This window comes from Rothia sp. HMSC062H08 (assembly GCF_001810775.1).
Taxonomy (GTDB): domain Bacteria; phylum Actinomycetota; class Actinomycetes; order Actinomycetales; family Micrococcaceae; genus Rothia.
The window spans coordinates 42436-59709 of sequence record NZ_KV802651.1 but is presented as its reverse complement, the minus strand read 5'-3'; the positions used below and the strand labels follow the sequence as shown (position 1 = coordinate 59709).

The window sequence follows — 17274 nt, the reverse complement described above, 5'->3', positions numbered from 1 at the left end:
CATGTAGAGCGGGTTTTCGTAGCGCATGTCAATCACGCCGGTACCCAGCTCGATGCGTTCGGTCTTGGCGGCGATTGCGGAGAGCAGCGGGTAGGGGGTTGCCTGCTGCTGGTCAAAGTGGTGCACGCGGAAGAACGCGCCGTCCAGTCCGATGTCTTCGGCACCTACCGCGAGGTCGATTGCCTGGTGTAGAGATTCTGCAGCGGAGGGTGCGCGGGATCCGGGAACCTCAGCCCAGTGGCCGAAGGAGAGGAAGCCGAGCTTCTTCTCGTCGCCACGCATGGGTTCGAGGTGGCTGATGCGGATGGATTCGTCGAACTGCGGGGTGCCGGGGTTAGTGGGGTTGGCGGGGGTGCTCATTGTTTTTCCTTAGCGAGTTGCGCCCGGGTTCGTGTAGTGCCGGGCTGGTGGTTTAAATCTAAACCCAAATACTTTACATGTCAAGTAATTTTGTTTTGGAGTGTCACAAAAGCCCCTACCCGGCTAAAAGTAGACACGAAAAGCCCGGCGGCACGAGCACATCGCACCACCGGGCCCTTCTATTCAACAGCTAAAACTGCAACTATAACCGGCAGAAACAAACTGCCCTAGGAACGCTTCACCAGCGGAACCCACAGCTCCATACGGTAATCAGCCGCCTGCATATCGCCGCGACCGTACACCTCAAGGCCACCCACCGGGCGGTACTGCGGATTCTTCGCGAAGAACGCCTCCTCAAAGCTCGCAAAGCCAGCCGGAATGGACTCCGAAATCGGGCCGGTCACCTCAACCACCGCGTAGGTGCTCGCTGGCAACTCCAGCACGCCCAGACCAAGCTTCGCCGCACTCGCCGGCTCCGACACCAGGAAGCCCGCCGTGTAGCGGACCTGGCCCTTCGGGTTCGGCTGAGTACACACACCCAGGTACTGGGTCACCTTCAGAACATCCAGCATCGCCGGGGACGCCTTCTGATTCAGCTCATCCCACAGCGAGGAGAAATCGCCATCCAGGGGGAACACCTGCGAAACGCCGGCAACGACCATCGCCGGGTGCTCCTCAATGCGAGGTTCAGAAATCTGAACCGCGCCGCCCTTAGCGGCTGCCATTAGGCGTTCGCCTCAGCTGCTTCGCGGTCCACCGAGCACTCGGGCACGCAATGACGCTTCGCGTCATCAGCTGCGCACTCGGGGCAGAGCAGAACCAGCTCACGGCAGTTCTCGTTAGAGCAGTTCTCGAACTTGTTCGAGGGGGCGCCGCACTGTTCGCACTTGCCGATGGTGACGGTGTCCGGGGTGAACTCCATGTGCATGCGCTTGTCAAAGACGTAGAGCGAGCCTTCCCAGAGTTCCTTATCGCCGTACTTCTCGCCGTAGCGCACGATGCCGCCGTCGATCTGGTAGATCTCCTTGAAGCCGCGGTTCTTCATGAGCGCGGAGAGAATCTCGCAGCGAATACCACCGGTGCAGTAGGTGACGACCGGCTTGTCCTTAATGTGATCGTACTTGCCGGACTCAATCTCGCGAATGAAGTCGTGGGTGGTGCGCACGTCGGGAACGATAGCGTTCTTGAACTTGCCAATCTTCGCCTCGAATGCGTTACGGCCGTCGAAGAAGACCACTTCGTCGCCGCGCTCTTCAACAAGCTTGTTAACCTCTTCAGGCTTCAGGTGCACGCCGCCGCCAACGACGCCGTTCTCGTCCACCTGTAGCTCGTCGGGAGCACCGAAAGCCACAATCTCGTCGCGTGCCTTCACGGACAGACGGGGGAAGTCCTCCGCGCCACCCTCGGACCACTTGAACTCCATGTTCTTGAAGCCGGGGTACTTGCGGGTTTCCTTGGTGTACGCCTTGACCGCGTTGATTTCGCCGCCGAGGGTGCCGTTAATGCCGTGCTTGGAAATGAGGATGCGCCCGCGCAGGCCGAGCTTCTCGCAGAGGGCACGCTGCCAGAGCATGACCGCCTGCGGATCGGCGATGGGGGCGAACTGGTAATACAGAATAATCTTATTTTGAGCCACGAAACTATTTTATCGTCATATACGCCTAAAGCATGCAGATTTTTTGATATGTGCGCGCTGACTACGGGGTCGGCAGCACAAAAGCGGTGCCGAGGCGGGGTTCAGACAGGCACGGGGCACAGATTCAGGACGGCACATGACCGGCGGCAGGTCGGGGTGTAGCCCGCCGCTCTACAATGGAACCCATGCCGCACAGCACCCCTTCGCAGAACGCCAACCAGCAGCCCACGCACCAGTCTGTACACCAGCCCGAGCAGGGGCAGTCTGCGGCGCGCCCAAAAACGCTACGCTACCGCGAGCTGCCCGCGAGCGCACAGCAGGTGCTGGCGTCCCTGTTGCCGGAGGCAGAACGCACCGGAACCCTGCCCGAGCAGGTGACCCATATTCACACCGTTGCTGCCAGGGAGGCGAGTTACGCGCCGTGGCCGCAGTGGTTGCATCCGCGCGTGGTGGAGGCCTTCGAATCGCTCGGTATTGCCGACCCCTACGCCCACCAGGTGCAGGCGGCAGACGCCGCCCATGCGGGTCTTGATGCGGCGCTGGCGGCGAGTACGGCGCGCTACGGCTGGCAGGCGGGGCGGATTGAGGCTGAGCGGGTTGAAGCACCGACTCCCGCGCACGTCGAAGGTGCGAAGAGTGCAGGCAGCGGCGGGCACGTGATCGTGGCGACGGGTACCGCCTCGGGCAAGACTCTGAGCTACCTAATGCCCACCCTGGACGCTATTTATCGTGCATCCTGTGGCGAGCCGGTGAGCTCAACTTCCGCGTATTCCGGGGCAAAAAACCTTAATAATAGAGCGAACGTTCTCTACATTTCACCGGCGAAGGCGCTCTCCGCTGACCAGCTTACCGCCCTCACCTCCTACAACCTGCCAGGGCTCCACGCGGCAAGCTACGACGGCGACACCCCCACCGGCGAACGCCGCTGGATCCGAGAACACGCCAACTTCATCCTCACCACCCCGGACATGCTCAACTACTCAATCCTGAGCAACCACCGGCAGTGGGCATCCTTCCTGCGCGGGCTGCGCTACGTGGTGCTCGACGAGGCACACAGCTACCGCGGCGTCTTCGGCGCGCACATCGCCAACCTGCTGCGCCGCCTGCGCCGCGTCTGCGCACTCTACCGCACCGTGCCCGTGTTCTACGGCGCTTCCGCAACCAGCTCCAACCCGGTCGAGTCTTTCTCCAAGCTCATCGGCGTGCCGCAGCAGGCGGTCACCGCCATTACCGAGTCCACCTCCGCACGCGGTGAAACCACCGTCGCACTCTGGGAGCCCGAATTCATGCCGCCCAAGGCGCACGATCAGCTCGCCAAGGGCACCCGCAGCACCCAGCAGCAGGCGGTCCAGTCGAAGGCTGAGCAGGAGGCGCCGCGCCGCGTCTCCCCCGTGGAGCAGGGCGCGCAAATGCTCACCGACCTGGTGCTTTCCCGCACCCGCTCCCTGGTTTTCGCCGGTTCGCGCCGCAGCGTAGAAATCCTCTCGCAGAAGACCCAACGCTACCTCGACGAGGTGGAGGCGGGCCTCGCCCACCGCGTCGCCGCATACCGCGCCGGGTACACCCCCGAAGAGCGCCGCGAACTCGAACGCAAACTCCGCAACGGCGAACTGCTCGGCCTGGCGAGCACCTCCGCACTGGAGCTGGGCATTGACATCTCCGGACTGGACGCCGTACTCGTGGCGGGCTGGCCGGGTACCCGCGCCTCCTTCATGCAGCGCGTGGGCCGGGCGGGTCGAAGCGGTCAGGACGCGCTCGCAGTGCTCATTGCCGACGACAACCCACTCGACACCTACCTGGTGCACCACCCGGAGGCGATTTTCGGGCAGGAGGTTGAGGCAACCGTATTCGACCCGACGAACCCGTATGTGCTCTCACCGCAGCTGTGCGCCGCAGCGCAGGAGGCACCCATCCGCGCTGAAGAACTGAGTCTCTTCGGGCCGCACACCGCCGCGCTACTGGACCGGCTGGTGCAGCAGGGGTACCTGCGTCGCCGCCCGGACGGCTGGTACTGGACACACGCCGAATCCGCCGCCGACCTGGTCGACATTCGCGGCACCGGAGGCGGCCCCTACCAGCTCATCGACGCCGAAGACGGCACCCTCGTCGGCACGATGGACGCCGCGCACGCCATGAGTCAGGGGCACCCCGGCGCGATCTACATTCACCAGAGCGTGCAGTACGTGGTCGAGTCCCTCAGCGAGGGCGAGCGCGTGATTCTGCTCAGCCACGTCTACCCGGACTACTACACGCGCGCCGTTGAGAGCACGGAGGTGCGTATTCTCGCAGAGCGTGCGAGGGTCAGCTACGGTGCGCACAACATGGTTGGGGAGGCGGTTCCCGGCGAGCCTGTTCCCGCAATCTCCACCCCCGAAACCGACGCACAGCAGCTCGCCCCGCTCACCATGCACCGCGGGCAGGTTCAGGTCACCGACCAGGTCACCGGCTACCGGCGCTTCTCCGTCTACGGCGGCGAATACCTGGGCGAAGAGGCGCAACCCATGCCGCCGGAAGTGCTCATGACCGAGGCGGTCTGGTTCACCTTCGAGCCCAGCTACCTGTTCGGCGCGGGCGTGACCGAAGAGGACGGCCCCGGCACCCTGCACGCCGCCGAACACGCCGCCATCGGGCTGCTACCGCTCATCGCCACCAGCGACCGCTGGGACTTGGGCGGACTCTCCACGCTGCTTCACGTGGACACCGGCAGGCCCACCATTTTCGTCTACGACGCCGCACCCGGCGGCGCCGGCATTAGCGAGCGCGGCTTCAACGCGGTTGCGCAGTGGCTGAGCGCCACCCTCGAAGCGATTGAAAGCTGCGGATGCGAAAACGGTTGCCCCTCCTGCGTGCACTCGCCCAAGTGCGGCAACCGTAACGAGCCGCTCAGCAAGCACGGCGCGCGGGCGCTACTGCAGGCGATGCTGCAGAGTATGGCGGAGGCGTAGGTTATTACAGGGGCGTAGATTACTGCAGGAGGCACGGGGCGTACAGGAGGCGCGGGGCGTGCTGGGGGGGGGGTAGAGCATACCGGAATGACAACTCCCGATGAACGTAAATAGCCTAGTCGGTTAGGTTTTCTGGCTCAGGCGGGTTTTCTGGCTCAACTGGATTCTCTGATTCTGCGGAGCTTTCTGGTGCGGGAGGCTCGGGCGCTGAGTCCTGCGCAGCTTCCAGCTCTTCCTCCAGCTCGGCTACCTCATCGGGGCTCAGCTCCTCCACGTTGCCCGCCGCGTGCTCTTCTTCGGGGCGCCCTTCTTCGAGATGCTCAGCCCCTGCGCGGGCACGCACCCTCGCCGGGCCCAGCGCACCCATGGGCCCCGCGACCGGGACGGCGACCGTCACCTCCACCGTTTCGGGGCGATCCGGAAAAGTGCAGGATTCCAGGTGCGCGCCGTGGCGTTCGGCAAGATCCGCCGCGACCGCGCACGGGTCCCCCTCGGTGAGCCCGCGGTAGGCGTCTGCCGCCGCGAGCGCACTCAAATCGGCGGCCGCGGAAGCCCTGCGGTTTGCGGACACCACCCCAATGAGCCCGGCAATCACCACGGTCACCACCAGTAGCGCGGCAATAATGGTGAGGGCAAGGACGGTGCCGCTACCCGCTTCGGGGTATTGATTCTCGGAGGCTGTTTTCGGGGTGGGACCCATAGCGGCTCTACTCACCTTCATGACCCGCACCGTTTTCAGCATCGTTTTCAGCGCCGGCTTCAACGCGGGCGTGGGCGTCCGCCCGCAGCACCCAGCCGGTTGCCGAACCAATCACACCGGGGGCGGGGCGGCTCACCCGCACGTGCACCTGCCGGGTGCGCCCCGCCTCCGTCGCGGCTACATCATCAGGAGAAACAGAAATCTGCACGCTCTGCGCAGGGTCGATGCGGCTGACGGCGGAGCGAATCTGCGCCTCGGAGTCTCCGCGGGCGGCGGCTCGTGCAGCCGTTCGCGCGGACTCCTCCACCTTCAGCTGCGCAACCCCCGTGGAGGCGGCACCCAGGCAGAGGGCGAGCACCACCGTCACGGCGGGTAGGGCGACCGCAAATTCGGCGGTGATCACACCCTCTTCTGCCGGGCTCTTGTGCGGGGTCGAGAGTGTCGGGTCCACACTGGTTTTCCCTGCGGAGCAAGTGCGCCGCAAAGCACCCAAATTCACATGAGCGTTCATTCTTTATTCCTCCCTTCTGGCTTGATTTTCCAAAGAACCTAGCATCTAGGGACAAAACCCTACGGCGGGTTTTCCAATACCTCTAGACTAAGGCCTCTAGAGCAGTCCCGTATTGCCCGCAATGGACAGGGCGTTACGCACAATATCCAGGAGCATGGAACGCACCTCATCTGACTTGAGAATCAGCACCAGCAGGCCCGCGAAACCGACCGCCGCGAGCATCACAATGCCGTACTCCGCGGTGGAGGCGCCTTCCTCCGGGTCCCCCGCCGGGGCGTACTCTTCGAGTACCTTATCGTCGCTCTCAGCTGGTACATATTCGGTGCAGCCGGGCGCGTGCTCACCCAGGCTGCGGCAGGTGGCGCCGCATTCGTCCAGGGTGCAGCCCTCGGCGAGCGCACGGGCAATGGTCAGCGCCTGCTCGGGGCTCAGGCTGTTCGTGTTCATATCAATCTCCATTTCGTTAGGGTCAATCCTGGGGCCGGCATGCTTCTGTTCAGCGCCGGCGGAAAGTTCAGCATCATTGAAAAACTCGGCATCGCTGAAGAGCCCAGTATCGGCGAAAAGCTCGGGGCATTCTTCGCGCAACTGCTTCATGGTGGTTGCGATGGCAACGGACAGCGGCACGGGGCCCAGAATGGTCTGCGCCTCTGCGCCGGGTGCGGCGGGCTGAATTTCGCTCGGAATGCCACCCGGAGCACCGGCCGGGGCGTTGACCGGAGTGCCGACCGGAACATCGGCAGTGTGCAGGTCGTGGCGGATTGCTTCGCAGAGGGTGTTCGTCATTGGTTTTCCTTTCGTTGTGCCCCGTTCATTCGGGGCGGGGTGGGTGCTCATCCGCGTTCGCTGCAGATGGGCGAGGGTCTAAACTTTTCGGCATTTCAGCTGGTCAACAGCGCTTATGCGCATGGTTCTTTAGCCGGTCAGCGTGGGTAGTAGCGAAATGATGATGGGCACAATACCCAAGCAGATAAAGGCGGGCAGCGAGCACAGCCCGAGGGGTACCACGAGCGCTACGGAGAGCTTTCCGGCGGCGCGTTCTGCCGCGCGGCGCTCGCTGAGGCGGTGCGCATCGGCAAGGGAGAGCAGCAGCGCAGTGCTGGGTGCGCCACCCGTGTAGGCGGGAGCGAGCGCGTCCCGCAGCTCACCGAAGGTTCCCGCAGCGGAGCCCGACCAGGCGCTCCCCCAGCTACTGCCCATCTGTAGGCGCTGGCAGACCGTATGCAACGCTCGGCTGTTGAGCGCCTCAGAGAGGGTACCCAAGGCGGCGAGCGGTGCAAGCCCGGCTCTCAACTGCGCGGCGAGTAGTTCCAGCACGAGGGCGGTATCAACAGTCGGTGCATTCAAGGCCTGCTCGCCTCCTGTATGCCCAGCTCGTGTGCTCTCCACCTCCGCCCGATGCACGAGCGCGGCGGTCCAGCGGCGCCCGGCGAAGGCGAGCCCCAGCCCGAGCATGCCGGTGAGCGCTCCGAGAATGGACCCGGTCAGCACGCCCACGGGGTCGCTTCCCATGAGCACCCCCAAGCCGAGGCCGAGCAGCGGCAGCCAGGAGAGAATCCTGCCAGTGGCACGCGGCGCGGCAAGGGCGCTCTGCCGCCCCAGGAGCGCGTCGATGCGTTCTTCGGCGTGTTCTGCGGCGCGTTCCAGGCTCGTGGCGAGCGGCGCACCGGCGCTCTCGCTCATACGCAGGCTCAGCTGCAGGTCGTACAGGCGGTCGCGGCTGTGCGGGCGCATCCGGCTGCTGTTTTCGAGTAGCTGGGCGCAGGCGAGGTGTGCGGGTGCGCCCCAGGAGGCAAGTGCGGCAAGCGCCTGCGTGAAACGACGGATATCTTCGGCGCACCGCTTGTGCCCGTAGTCTTCGGAGAGGGGCGAGAAGCCTCGTGCCCGTCGAGCTTGGGCGCTTTTCCCAGCGCTTTTCCGGGCTGTTATTTTCTTCGCGTGCATTTTCCCCGCATCCGGCACCGGTTCGTTTTGCCCGAACTGTGCAAACTGCCCGGTGCCAGGGTCGGCGTGCACCGCCTCCTGCAGGGGAATGCCGGCGCGCAGGTTCAGGGCGAGGGTGCGTAGCATGAGCGGCCACATGCGCATTTCCTCGGCGCTGGCTGCTCCGGCGAGGTGCTCAGCCCAGCGTTCGCGAAGGCTTCCTCGACTCGTTTCTTCCCTTTTCATGGTTCCTCCTTTCACGTTTTCCGTTTCCCCTTTACGGGGGCTAGTACCCAACTTCGGAGCCCACAGAAATACGCCTGACCTGCAGATACTCTTCGCTCCCCTCAACTGCGGGGTGCAGGCTGTAGATGCCTTCGATGCGGCGGCGTCCGTCCCGGTGTTCCAGATGGATAATGCGTTCAAAAGCTGTCGCCGTATGTAGAGCGACCGTTCTACTATCCAGTCCGGCGAGCGCACCCAGGGCGCACAAACGCAGGGGCACCGCCTGCGCGCTATTGGCGTGCAGGGTCGTTCCGGCGCCACGGTGACCGGTATTCATGGCGGTCAGCAGGTGCACCACCTCCGCACCGCGGCACTCGCCGACCACGAGCCGATCCGGGCCCATACGCAGCGCCTGCACAATCAGCTCACCCAACCCGATTTCACCGGCGCCTTCGGAGTTGGCGGCACGGGTTTTGAGGGCAATAACCTGTTCATGCTGCGGCGCGAGTTCCGGGGTGTCTTCGAGCAGAATGAGGCGCTCCTGCGGCGTGCACAGCCCCAGCAGGGCATTGAGCAGGGTGGTTTTGCCAGTGCCGGTGCCCCCGCTAATGAGGAATCCGCGGCGTTCGGCAATCATGCGGTGCAGGTAGGCGGCGGTCGCCTCATCGCACAGCCCCGCGGCCTGCAGCTGCGCCAGGGTGGGGCGCTCGCGGGCGGGTAGGCGCACGGAGAGCCGGGTGCGTTCGCTCAGCGGCGGGATAATCGCGTGGATGCGCTTGCCGTGCTCGTCGCTGATGTCAGCCGCCGGATGCGCGGCATCCAGCTGCCCGCCGTGCCTGCGGATGAGCCGCTCGGCGAGGTCACGCACGCGCCGCTCATTGCCGAGGCTCAGCGCCACGGGGCGGGTGGTTCCGTTGATACCCACCCAGATATCGCAGGGCGAGTTCACGTAGATATCGGTGATGGTTCCGGCGCGTTGCCTCTCGTCAAGGAGCAGTTCGAGGGCGCCGAGGCCGTAGAGTTCCGCGGCGAGGTAGCGCAGCGCGGTCTGCTGGTTGACGGGCACGTATTCCACGCTGGGGTAGCTCCAGGAGGCGGGCGCGGGCGGTGCAGTTTTGACACGGAATTTTCGGGGCTTCGTCACATTAGTTCCGTCTGCGCCCGTTCCTTCTGCGCTCGCGTTCCCCCAGGCGTTCCTCCGAGTGTTCCCCAGGTGTCCGCCGTCGATGGAGCAGATTGCCTCGTCCACGGCGTTTTCGAGAATCTCGCGGAGGGGCTGGGATTCTTGGAGTAGCCCACCGCCCGCGGCACTCGCAGCGTTTGCACTGCCCGCGGCAACCACGCCCTCTGCGGGCGGCCGCTCCCCTGCCTTCTCGACCGTCTTTTCGACCCCGGCACTAAATCCGCCGCTAAGCTCACCACCGAATCCGCCACTAAAACCACCCAGGGCGATAGTGCTCATCTGCGGCGAGCGCAGAATCAGTTCGCGGGCGTGCAGGGCAACGGCGCGGGCGCGATAGTCTTCGGGAATGAGCAGAGCGGGCAACGAGTGCGCGCGGGTGTCCGGCGCATACGCGGTTGGGCTCTGCGCGGTTGGGCTCTGCGCAGTGCGGGTCGGGTAGCCGTTAGGGTTTGCGGTGTGGCTGACTGCGTGCTCGGCGGGATTGTTGGAGGGGTTCATGGCTCTAGGAGAGCATTGCGCCCGCCCCGAATTTTTATGAGAATGAGCGTTCTGTGGATAACTCCTCGCGCACCCCGAAATATCCACGATGCACGCACCTCAAACGAACAAAACGCACGCATCCGGCGCTTTTATGACAAACCACTCGTACATTCTGGTGATAACCACGCACCACCCGTTCTACCGACACATCCTCGATAATGGAAGAATGTACGTTCTGCTCAGTCCTGCCACCGGCGCGGGTATTACCGCCCAGACCGGCACCCCCGCGCACCCGGTCACCTCGGCTATTGCCGCGGGTGCGTCCTCGCGCGGTGCTCAGCCGGTGACCTCGTGGGGTGCTTTTCATTTTTCGGCGCCAACCGCTGAGCAGTTGCAGGACCCGACCTTTATTCCGCGGATTACGCGCGCGGATCGGGTGAGTGCGGCGAATCTTCCGGCGTATGTGCGAGAGGTAGAGCGGCAGGCGGCAGATTCGGCGCAGGCGCGTTTCCCCCGCTGGATTTGGGCTGATACCCGCCACGTTGACCCGTTGCTTCTGCGCCGCGGGGTGCGGGTGCATCTGTGCCATGATTTGCGTCTGGTGCAGCGAATTTTGGTGACTGCCGCTACGCATCCGAGCGGTTTTGTGGAGTACAGCCCGGTGTTGGATCTTTCTGATGTGCGTGAGGCGGTGGAGCCTCAGGGGTATCTGCCGGTGGCGCGGCAGATTCAGGGTCAGGAGGAGCTGTTCGGCGCCGATTTTTTGAGTGCGCCCGCTACCAACGCCACCCAGTCCCCCGCAGATTCCTCCCCCGATTTCCTTGAGGCGGCGCCCCATGAGCCTTTCACCCCGCAGTTGGCGGCGGGCCCGGTGACCCTGCTTCCGGAGCATCCGGTGGTGCGTGTGCTGATGCGTGAATGGTTGGCGCAGGCGCGCGCTATCGGTGCGTCGAGGCACCCGGAACGGCTGCGTCTTTTGGCGGCGGCTGAGTCTGCCGGTGCGTTGGTTGCGGCTGAGATTGGCTATTACGGCATCCCGTTTAATGTGCAGGCGCATCATGAGCATCTGTGCGAGTTGTTGGGTCCGCGCCCGGTGCCTAGGGAGCGTCCGCAGAAGATGCAGGAGTTGGCGGATCAGATTCAGCGCATGCTGTTTATGCCGTCGTTGAATCCGGATTCGCCGCAGGATCTTTTGCGTGCTCTGCAGTCTGCGGGGGTTTCGGTGAAGTCTACGCGTTCGTGGGAGTTGAAGAGTTGGGCGGATGCGATTCCGGCTCAGCGGCAGAAGCGTTGGGCGCTGATTGACCCGATTCTGCGCTATAAGAAGCTGTACCGCATTTGGACTGCTAACGGCTGGACGTGGGCTGATACCTGGGTTTCTGAGGGCGCGTTCCGCCCGCATCTTGAGGTGGGTGGCGCCGCGACCGGGCGCTGGGGCGCTTCTGGCGGTGGTGCGTTGCAGCTGCCTGCGGAGATTCGTCAGGCGGTGCAGGCGCCGGAGGGTCAGGTGCTGACGGTGACGGATGGCTCGCAGATTGAGCCGCGTATTCTGGCGGCGTTGAGCCGTGATGAGGTGCTCGCTTCGGCGGGTCGTGGCGCTGACCTGTATGCGGGTATTGCCGAGTTGGCGCGCCTGAAGGGTGTGGGTTTGACGGAGCGTTCCCACGCGAAGGTGGGCATGCTGGCGATTATGTATGGCGGCCGCAGCGGTGAGATTGGTGCCCTGTTGCCGCATGTGGCGGCGCTTTTTCCGCAGGCGATGGAGTTTACGGAGCGTGCGGCTCGTATTGGTGAGTCGGGCGGTCAGGTGACGACTTTTTTGGGTCGTACGTCCCCGCCGGTGGATGAGCGTTTCCGTGAGATTGTGGCTGATCGGTCTTCGCCGGCGGCTGAGTCGCGTGCGGTGTCGACTGCACGTGCGCACGGGCGTATGACCCGCAATTTTATTGTGCAGGGTACAGCGGCGGAGTGGGCTCTGTGTTGGATGGGCGCGGTGCGTTCTCGCCTGTTGTCGGAGCGGATTTTTGGTATGCCGATGCGCACCCGCATTGTGTATTTTTTGCACGATGAGCTTCTGCTGTGCGGTCCCGAGCTGGAGGCCGATCGCGTGGAACGTATTGTGCGTGAGGGCGCTGCGGAGGCGGCACGTCTGCTCTTCGGTCGGGTGCCGGTTGATTTTCCGGTGTCGGTGGCGCGGGTGCGCAACTACGCGGACGGCAAATAATCGGCGGTAAATAATCAGCCGCACATAAGCGGCACCGTACAAGGGTGAAAATAGGGGCGGCAGGTAGCTTCATTCAAGCTATCTGCCGCCCCTATTTGCGCACTATTCTGCACCCTGTATCCGCTGGTCAGGTATTTATTCCAGCCGGTTTTACTCCTCGTAGTTACTCCTCGTAGCCGGGTGCCGGGCGCATCTTTTTTGTATCCCAGGGCACGGTCCAGCCGAGCGAGTCGAAGATCCGGTCCAGCAGAATTGCGGTGAATCCCCAGACGGTGAATTCTTCACCGCCGAGCATGCGCACCTCGAAGGCGGGGGTGCGGTGTGAGGTGCGGCCGCGTTTGACGTAGGCGGTGTGCCGGTTGGCGGGGTTGAGCAGGTCGCGCACGGGCACGCGGGCGATGAGCGCGGACTCGTTGTGGTCGACGACCTCGACGGGTACGGGGCTGTTCCACCAGCCGATGACGGGGGTGACCATGAAGTTGCTGATGGGTAGCGGCAGGGTGTGCAGCTGGCCTAGGATCTGCACGCCGGCGGGGTCGAGCCCGGTTTCTTCGACCGCCTCGCGCAGGGCGGCGATGTGGGCGACGGGTTCGCCGGTGGTTTCGGCGAGCGCGTAGTCTTCGGGGTCGATTTTGCCGCCGGGGAAGGCGGGCTGACCGGCGTGTGAACGCAGGGTTGCGGCACGTACGAGGAGCAGTACATCCAGGTCGGCGCTGACGTTTTCGGGGCAGCCGTCAAATTTGCCGGTGGAGGGCGAGTTGTCAAGCACACCAAAGAGGATCAGCACGGCGGCTTCTTTGCTGAGGGGGCTGGCGGGTGCGCTGCGCAGTAGGGCTTGGACGTCAAATTCCACGCCGCCCTCTGCGAGAGCCGCCAGTGCCTGCTGGGCGGGGTGCTGTGCATCCTGCCCAGCCTGTTCGGGTTGTACCGACTGCTCGGGTGCGCTCATCTGTGTACCTCTCTTCTGCGCGGCTGCGTTCCGGTTCGGCTTAGTCGCCGTTAGGCGCTGAGCGGGTAGCCTTCTGCCATGAGTTCGCGGCGGGTTGCGCCCTGCAGGAATCGCAGGTGCAGATCTTCTCGACCGGGTGCCATTTCGTATTTCATGAGTTTACGTGCTGCTTGTTCGTTCGTTTCCCCGGCGCCATAGGACGGGCAGAGGTCGGCGACGGGGCATACGCCGCAGGCGGGCTTTTTGGCGTGGCAGATGCGGCGGCCGTGGTAGACCATGCGGTGTGAGAAGAGCGTCCAGTCTTTGCGTTCGATGAGTTCGGCGACGTCTTTTTCGACTATCTCGGGGGCGTCTGCGGTGGTAAATCCCATGCGGCGGGCGAGGCGGCCGAAGTGGGTGTCTACGGTCAGTCCGGGCACGTCAAAAGCGTTTCCGAGGACCACGTTCGCGGTTTTGCGGCCGACTCCGGCGAGTTCTACGAGCTCTTCAAGGGTTGAGGGAACCTGCCCGTTGTGGCGTTCGACGAGCTGCTGGGAGAGGGTGACGATGGAGCGTGCCTTGGCGCGGTAGAAGCCGAGGGACTGAATGTAGGGTTCGACCTCTTCGGTGCGTGCGGAGGCGAGCGCGGCGGCGTCCGGGTAGCGTGCGAAGAGTGCACCGGTGACGGAGTTGACGCGCACGTCGGTGGTTTGTGCCGAGAGCACGGTGGCGATGAGTAGCTCGAAGGGGTTGTCAAAGTCGAGTTCTGCGACGGCGTAGGGGTAGGTTTCGCCGAGGATGCGGTTAATTTTGCGGGCGCGGCGCACGGTGGCGAGGTGGCTTTCGGGTGCGCGGGCGTTGAGGCGGCGTGCGGCGGCTGCGGCTTTGAATTCGGGAACGAATCGGATCTGTAGGAGCGATTCGGCGTTCTCTGCCGCGTTGTTCTCAGCCGCGTTATTTTCTGCCGCGGTGTTCTCTACTTCGGTGCGGGTGGCGTTCTCGGTCATAGCGCGAGGGTACCGGGCTTGGGCGTGTGGGCGGTAGCGAGGTTCACCGTACTTGGCCCGCTCCCCATCATTTTCTGGGCAGTTCGCGCCGGCTAGCGCTCAGCGGGCGCCAGCTGTGCCACACTGGTTTTATGTCAGATACGATTTTTGTGCTTAATGGACCGAATTTGAACCTGCTTGGGCAGCGCCGCCCCGAGGTGTACGGCTACACCACTCTGCACGATATTGAGCGTATGGTGCGTGAGCGCGCGGCGGATCATGGTTTTGATGTTGAGTTTATGCAGTCGAATCATGAGGGCGCGCTGGTGGATGAGATTCAGCGTGCTCGTACTCGTGGCGCGGCGATTATTATCAACCCGGCGGCGTACACCCACACGTCGGTGGCGCTGCATGATGCACTGGAGGCGGCTGAGCTTCCGGTGGTTGAGGTGCATCTGTCGAATGTGCATCGTCGTGAGCAGTTCCGTCATCATTCGTTTGTGTCGCCGCAGGCTACCGCGGTGATTGCCGGTGCGGGTGCGTACGGCTATGTCATGGCGGTTGATTTCCTGGCGCAGCATCTGGCGGAATAACAGCGCGCCGCCTCCTTTCGTTAAATAGTTCAGGCTCCCGTTCCTCGCTAGAGGTTCGGGAGCCTGAATGTTTTTGTTAGCTACTTGCGGCAGGTGCCGGTGGAGACTGCGGCGGTGTTGTCGCCACCTTCAGCCAGTGCCTGCTTGAGGGTGCTTGCGGTGATGGCGTAGCCGGTCTGGCCGGTGGTTGCCTTACCGAAGATCACGCCGACCACGTTGCCGTTTTCGTCGAGGACGGGGCCGCCGGAGTTGCCGTGCTGCACGTCGGCTGCCAGTTGGTAGACCTGGCGCATGGCGTTGGCGCGGCCGGTGTCGGCATCGATGGTTTGGGTGTTGCCGATGCCCTGCACGGTGGCGGGCAGTGCCTTGAACGGGCCGCCCTTGGGGTAGCCCATGAAGGTTACAAGGCTACCTGCGGTGGCGTTGGTGCCGATGGTCAGCGGTTCGAGCGGCAGCTTGGGCACGCTGATGAAGGCGAGGTCCTGTTCGGTATCCATGTAGACGACGGTGCCGGGCCAGGTGCGGCCGCGGGAGTCCTGCACGACCGGGGAGGTCACGCCGGCGACCACGTGGGCGTTGGTGACGACCAGGCCGTTGTCCGCCACGAAGCCGGAGCCGGTGGAGGTGTAGCCGCACTGCTCTGCGGCACCCAGAATCTCAACGACGGAGGCAGCCGCCCGGTCCAGTGCCGCAGATTCTACCGTCTGGGTGGGGGCGCTGGTTTCGGGGGCGATGAGCTGGCTGACTTCCGGAATGGTTCCGAAGGCGAGCACGTCATTGCGTACCGTGTTGATGCGGTCCTTGACGACCTCGGGGGTGGAGGCGACCATCCAGGAGAGGGTCTTGGATTCGCTGAGCGCAGTGTTGAGCTGCGGGATGGGTACGGTGCGCATGGAGATGGTCAGCACTACCATGACCAGGGCGCAGGCGGCGAGGTTCAGCACGCCGCCGAAGAAGCGTTCAATGCCCTTGAGCGGGGTGATGTCAGTGACGCGGCGGATGGTGCGCCCGGCAAGGATACCGAGCCACTGTCCGATGGTCAGGCAGATGATGAGCACACCGACGGCGGTAATGAGGCTCCACTGGGATCCCACGGATGCCACGGCGAGGGGCACGAGCCAGGCTGCGGCGCAGACGCCCAGGCCCAGGCCGAGGAAGGTTCCGAGGGTGGTGAAGAATCCGCTGCGGACTCCGGCGAGGAAGTAGAGCAGCAGAATGATGGGGATAGCAATATCAAGCAGGTTGATGCCGGTCGTCACGACTAATTGCCTCCTTGGTGGGTAGAAGTGGTCACGGTGTGCCCATGTGGTTGGTGCGGGCTGTGCCCGGTGAGTGTGGCGGCGCATTAACACCCAGTGGTGGGTGCGGCGGGCTTGTGTTCCCGGGGTTTTGGGCTCGGGTTTCTGCCTCGTCGCATCGTACCGTGTGTGGAGGCGGTGCGCCTCCTGGTCATGAGGGTGTCTGCGTGCTTGGTACCGAAAAAAGTACACACCTGAATGCCTGATATTAGGTGCTGAACCTGTGGGTAAGCTTTGAATTTTCTCGGAAGAAATAACTTTTGCTGTAAAGCTCGCCCTATCGGAATGCACAAACAGCTTTTTTAGGGTACGCTCATATCAGTTGAATATGTCACACTAGCTTGAGCCTTCTCACATTTCAGATGTTGAGACGCATGGCACCGGTTCGGGCTCACTCACTGAACATTTACGAGCTTCGGCTCATCACCTCACATCTAGGAGAACTTTATGGATCTCGAGATCCTCCGTCGTACCCCTCTCTTTGCTAACCTCGACGACGCAGCTTTCGCTCTGCTGACCGATGACATTCAGGAGATTGACCTCTCCCGCAACGCTGTCCTCTTCTACGAGGGTGACCAGGACGACCAGCTCTTCGCTGTACTCTCCGGTAAGGTCAAGCTGGGTCGCACCGCCGCTGACGGCCGCGAGAATATGGTTGCAATCATGGGTCCCGGTGACGTCTTCGGCGAGATGGCTCTCTTCGATCCTTCGCCCCGTTCGACCAACGCTGTGGCTGTCTCTGAGACTCGCCTGGCTGCCATCAAGCACGAGTCCTTCAAGCGTGCACAGCAGCTCGATCCCACTATCTCCGATCAGGTTATTAAGACTCTGGCTCGCCGCCTGCGCCACGCTAACGAGGCACTGGCTGACCTGGTCTTCTCCGACGTTCCCGGCCGCCTCGCTAAGGCGCTGCTGGACCTGGCTGACCGCTTCGGCCGCCCCGCAACCGACGGCGTGCTCGTTGCTCACGAGCTGACTCAGGAAGAGCTGGCACAGCTGGTTGGCGCATCCCGCGAGACCGTGAACAAGGCTCTTGCCGAGTTCGTTTCCCGCGGCTGGATCCGCCTGGAGGCACGCGCAGTTGTCATTCTGGACCTGCCCCGCCTGCGCCAGCGTTCCCGCTAAAGCCTCTTTGAGCTTGGGCATTCTAGGACGCCCTCGCTGAAAGACGCACAGCTTAAATAGATCAGGAGCCGTTTCCCTCTGCATGGGGAAACGGCTCCTAATCTATTTAACGCTTCATCATACGAGCGAGCATTGCGGTAGCTCATTAGAACAGGCC

Annotated in this window: 15 protein-coding genes; 4 read left to right on the top strand and 11 right to left on the bottom strand. The window is 63.4% G+C overall.

Going from position 1 to position 17274, the window contains the following annotated elements; all coding sequences use genetic code 11:
* The 3 genes from HMPREF2765_RS00585 to HMPREF2765_RS00575 form a co-directional block, all read right to left on the bottom strand.
* Positions 1–360 (bottom strand): LLM class flavin-dependent oxidoreductase (locus HMPREF2765_RS00585; protein WP_141749069.1); only part of this gene is annotated, 360 nt, incomplete at its 3' end.
* Positions 361–587: 227 nt separating this feature from the next.
* The gene (locus HMPREF2765_RS00580) at positions 588–1085 is read right to left on the bottom strand and encodes a GyrI-like domain-containing protein (RefSeq protein ID WP_005508270.1); all 498 of its coding nucleotides are present in this window, start codon (positions 1083–1085) and stop codon (positions 588–590) included.
* Positions 1085–1996 (bottom strand): oxygen-dependent tRNA uridine(34) hydroxylase TrhO, encoded by a 912-nt coding sequence (locus tag HMPREF2765_RS00575; RefSeq protein ID WP_049338579.1) that lies wholly within the window; start codon positions 1994–1996, stop codon positions 1085–1087. Before HMPREF2765_RS00575 ends, HMPREF2765_RS00580 begins: the two co-directional genes overlap by 1 nt.
* A gap of 176 nt (positions 1997–2172) precedes the next feature.
* Here HMPREF2765_RS00575 and HMPREF2765_RS00570 point away from each other — a divergent pair, with 176 nt between their 5' ends.
* A complete protein-coding gene (locus tag HMPREF2765_RS00570; protein ID WP_070604030.1) occupies positions 2173–4941 on the top strand; it encodes a DEAD/DEAH box helicase in 2769 nt (922 codons plus the stop codon).
* Positions 4942–5056: 115 nt separating this feature from the next.
* Here the strand turns inward: HMPREF2765_RS00570 and HMPREF2765_RS00565 are convergent, their stop codons facing one another.
* From HMPREF2765_RS00565 to HMPREF2765_RS00545, 5 genes are all read right to left on the bottom strand, one after another.
* Complete coding sequence (locus HMPREF2765_RS00565; protein ID WP_049357235.1) at positions 5057–5641, bottom strand: Rv3654c family TadE-like protein; 585 nt, start codon at positions 5639–5641, stop codon at positions 5057–5059.
* Between the two features lie 7 nt (positions 5642–5648).
* Complete coding sequence (locus tag HMPREF2765_RS00560; protein ID WP_239665160.1) at positions 5649–6092, bottom strand: TadE family type IV pilus minor pilin; 444 nt, start codon at positions 6090–6092, stop codon at positions 5649–5651.
* A 156-nt stretch (positions 6093–6248) separates the two neighbouring features.
* On the bottom strand, positions 6249–6938 hold the full coding sequence (locus HMPREF2765_RS00555) for a DUF4244 domain-containing protein (protein ID WP_049357238.1): 690 nt from the start codon (positions 6936–6938) through the stop codon (positions 6249–6251).
* Between the two features lie 129 nt (positions 6939–7067).
* The gene (locus HMPREF2765_RS00550; RefSeq protein ID WP_049340996.1) at positions 7068–8321 is read right to left on the bottom strand and encodes a type II secretion system F family protein; all 1254 of its coding nucleotides are present in this window, start codon (positions 8319–8321) and stop codon (positions 7068–7070) included.
* 40 nt (positions 8322–8361) lie between these two features.
* Complete coding sequence (locus HMPREF2765_RS00545) at positions 8362–9981, bottom strand: TadA family conjugal transfer-associated ATPase (protein WP_049357239.1); 1620 nt, start codon at positions 9979–9981, stop codon at positions 8362–8364.
* A gap of 208 nt (positions 9982–10189) precedes the next feature.
* On the opposite strand from HMPREF2765_RS00545, the gene HMPREF2765_RS00540 reads away from it, so the two are divergent.
* Complete coding sequence (locus tag HMPREF2765_RS00540) at positions 10190–12187, top strand: bifunctional 3'-5' exonuclease/DNA polymerase (RefSeq protein WP_070604029.1); 1998 nt, start codon at positions 10190–10192, stop codon at positions 12185–12187.
* Positions 12188–12350: 163 nt separating this feature from the next.
* Here the strand turns inward: HMPREF2765_RS00540 and HMPREF2765_RS00535 are convergent, their stop codons facing one another.
* Both HMPREF2765_RS00535 and nth read right to left on the bottom strand, forming a co-directional pair.
* Positions 12351–13136: an NUDIX hydrolase gene (locus tag HMPREF2765_RS00535; protein ID WP_070604028.1), complete on the bottom strand. Its 786-nt coding sequence runs from the start codon at positions 13134–13136 to the stop codon at positions 12351–12353.
* A 50-nt stretch (positions 13137–13186) separates the two neighbouring features.
* Entirely contained in the window at positions 13187–14122 is a 936-nt protein-coding gene (nth, locus tag HMPREF2765_RS00530; RefSeq protein ID WP_070604027.1) for an endonuclease III, read from the bottom strand.
* Between the two features lie 131 nt (positions 14123–14253).
* Here nth and aroQ point away from each other — a divergent pair, with 131 nt between their 5' ends.
* Positions 14254–14694 carry a type II 3-dehydroquinate dehydratase gene (gene aroQ / locus HMPREF2765_RS00525; protein ID WP_005504658.1) on the top strand — a complete coding sequence of 147 codons (441 nt, stop codon included), beginning with the start codon at positions 14254–14256 and terminating at the stop codon, positions 14692–14694.
* 80 nt (positions 14695–14774) lie between these two features.
* On the opposite strand, the gene HMPREF2765_RS00520 is transcribed toward aroQ, so the two are convergent.
* Positions 14775–15953: a MarP family serine protease gene (locus HMPREF2765_RS00520; RefSeq protein WP_049338329.1), complete on the bottom strand. Its 1179-nt coding sequence runs from the start codon at positions 15951–15953 to the stop codon at positions 14775–14777.
* 486 nt (positions 15954–16439) lie between these two features.
* Here HMPREF2765_RS00520 and HMPREF2765_RS00515 point away from each other — a divergent pair, with 486 nt between their 5' ends.
* Entirely contained in the window at positions 16440–17117 is a 678-nt protein-coding gene (locus HMPREF2765_RS00515) for a Crp/Fnr family transcriptional regulator (protein WP_012902921.1), read from the top strand.
* The last annotated feature ends 157 nt before the right edge of the window (positions 17118–17274 follow it).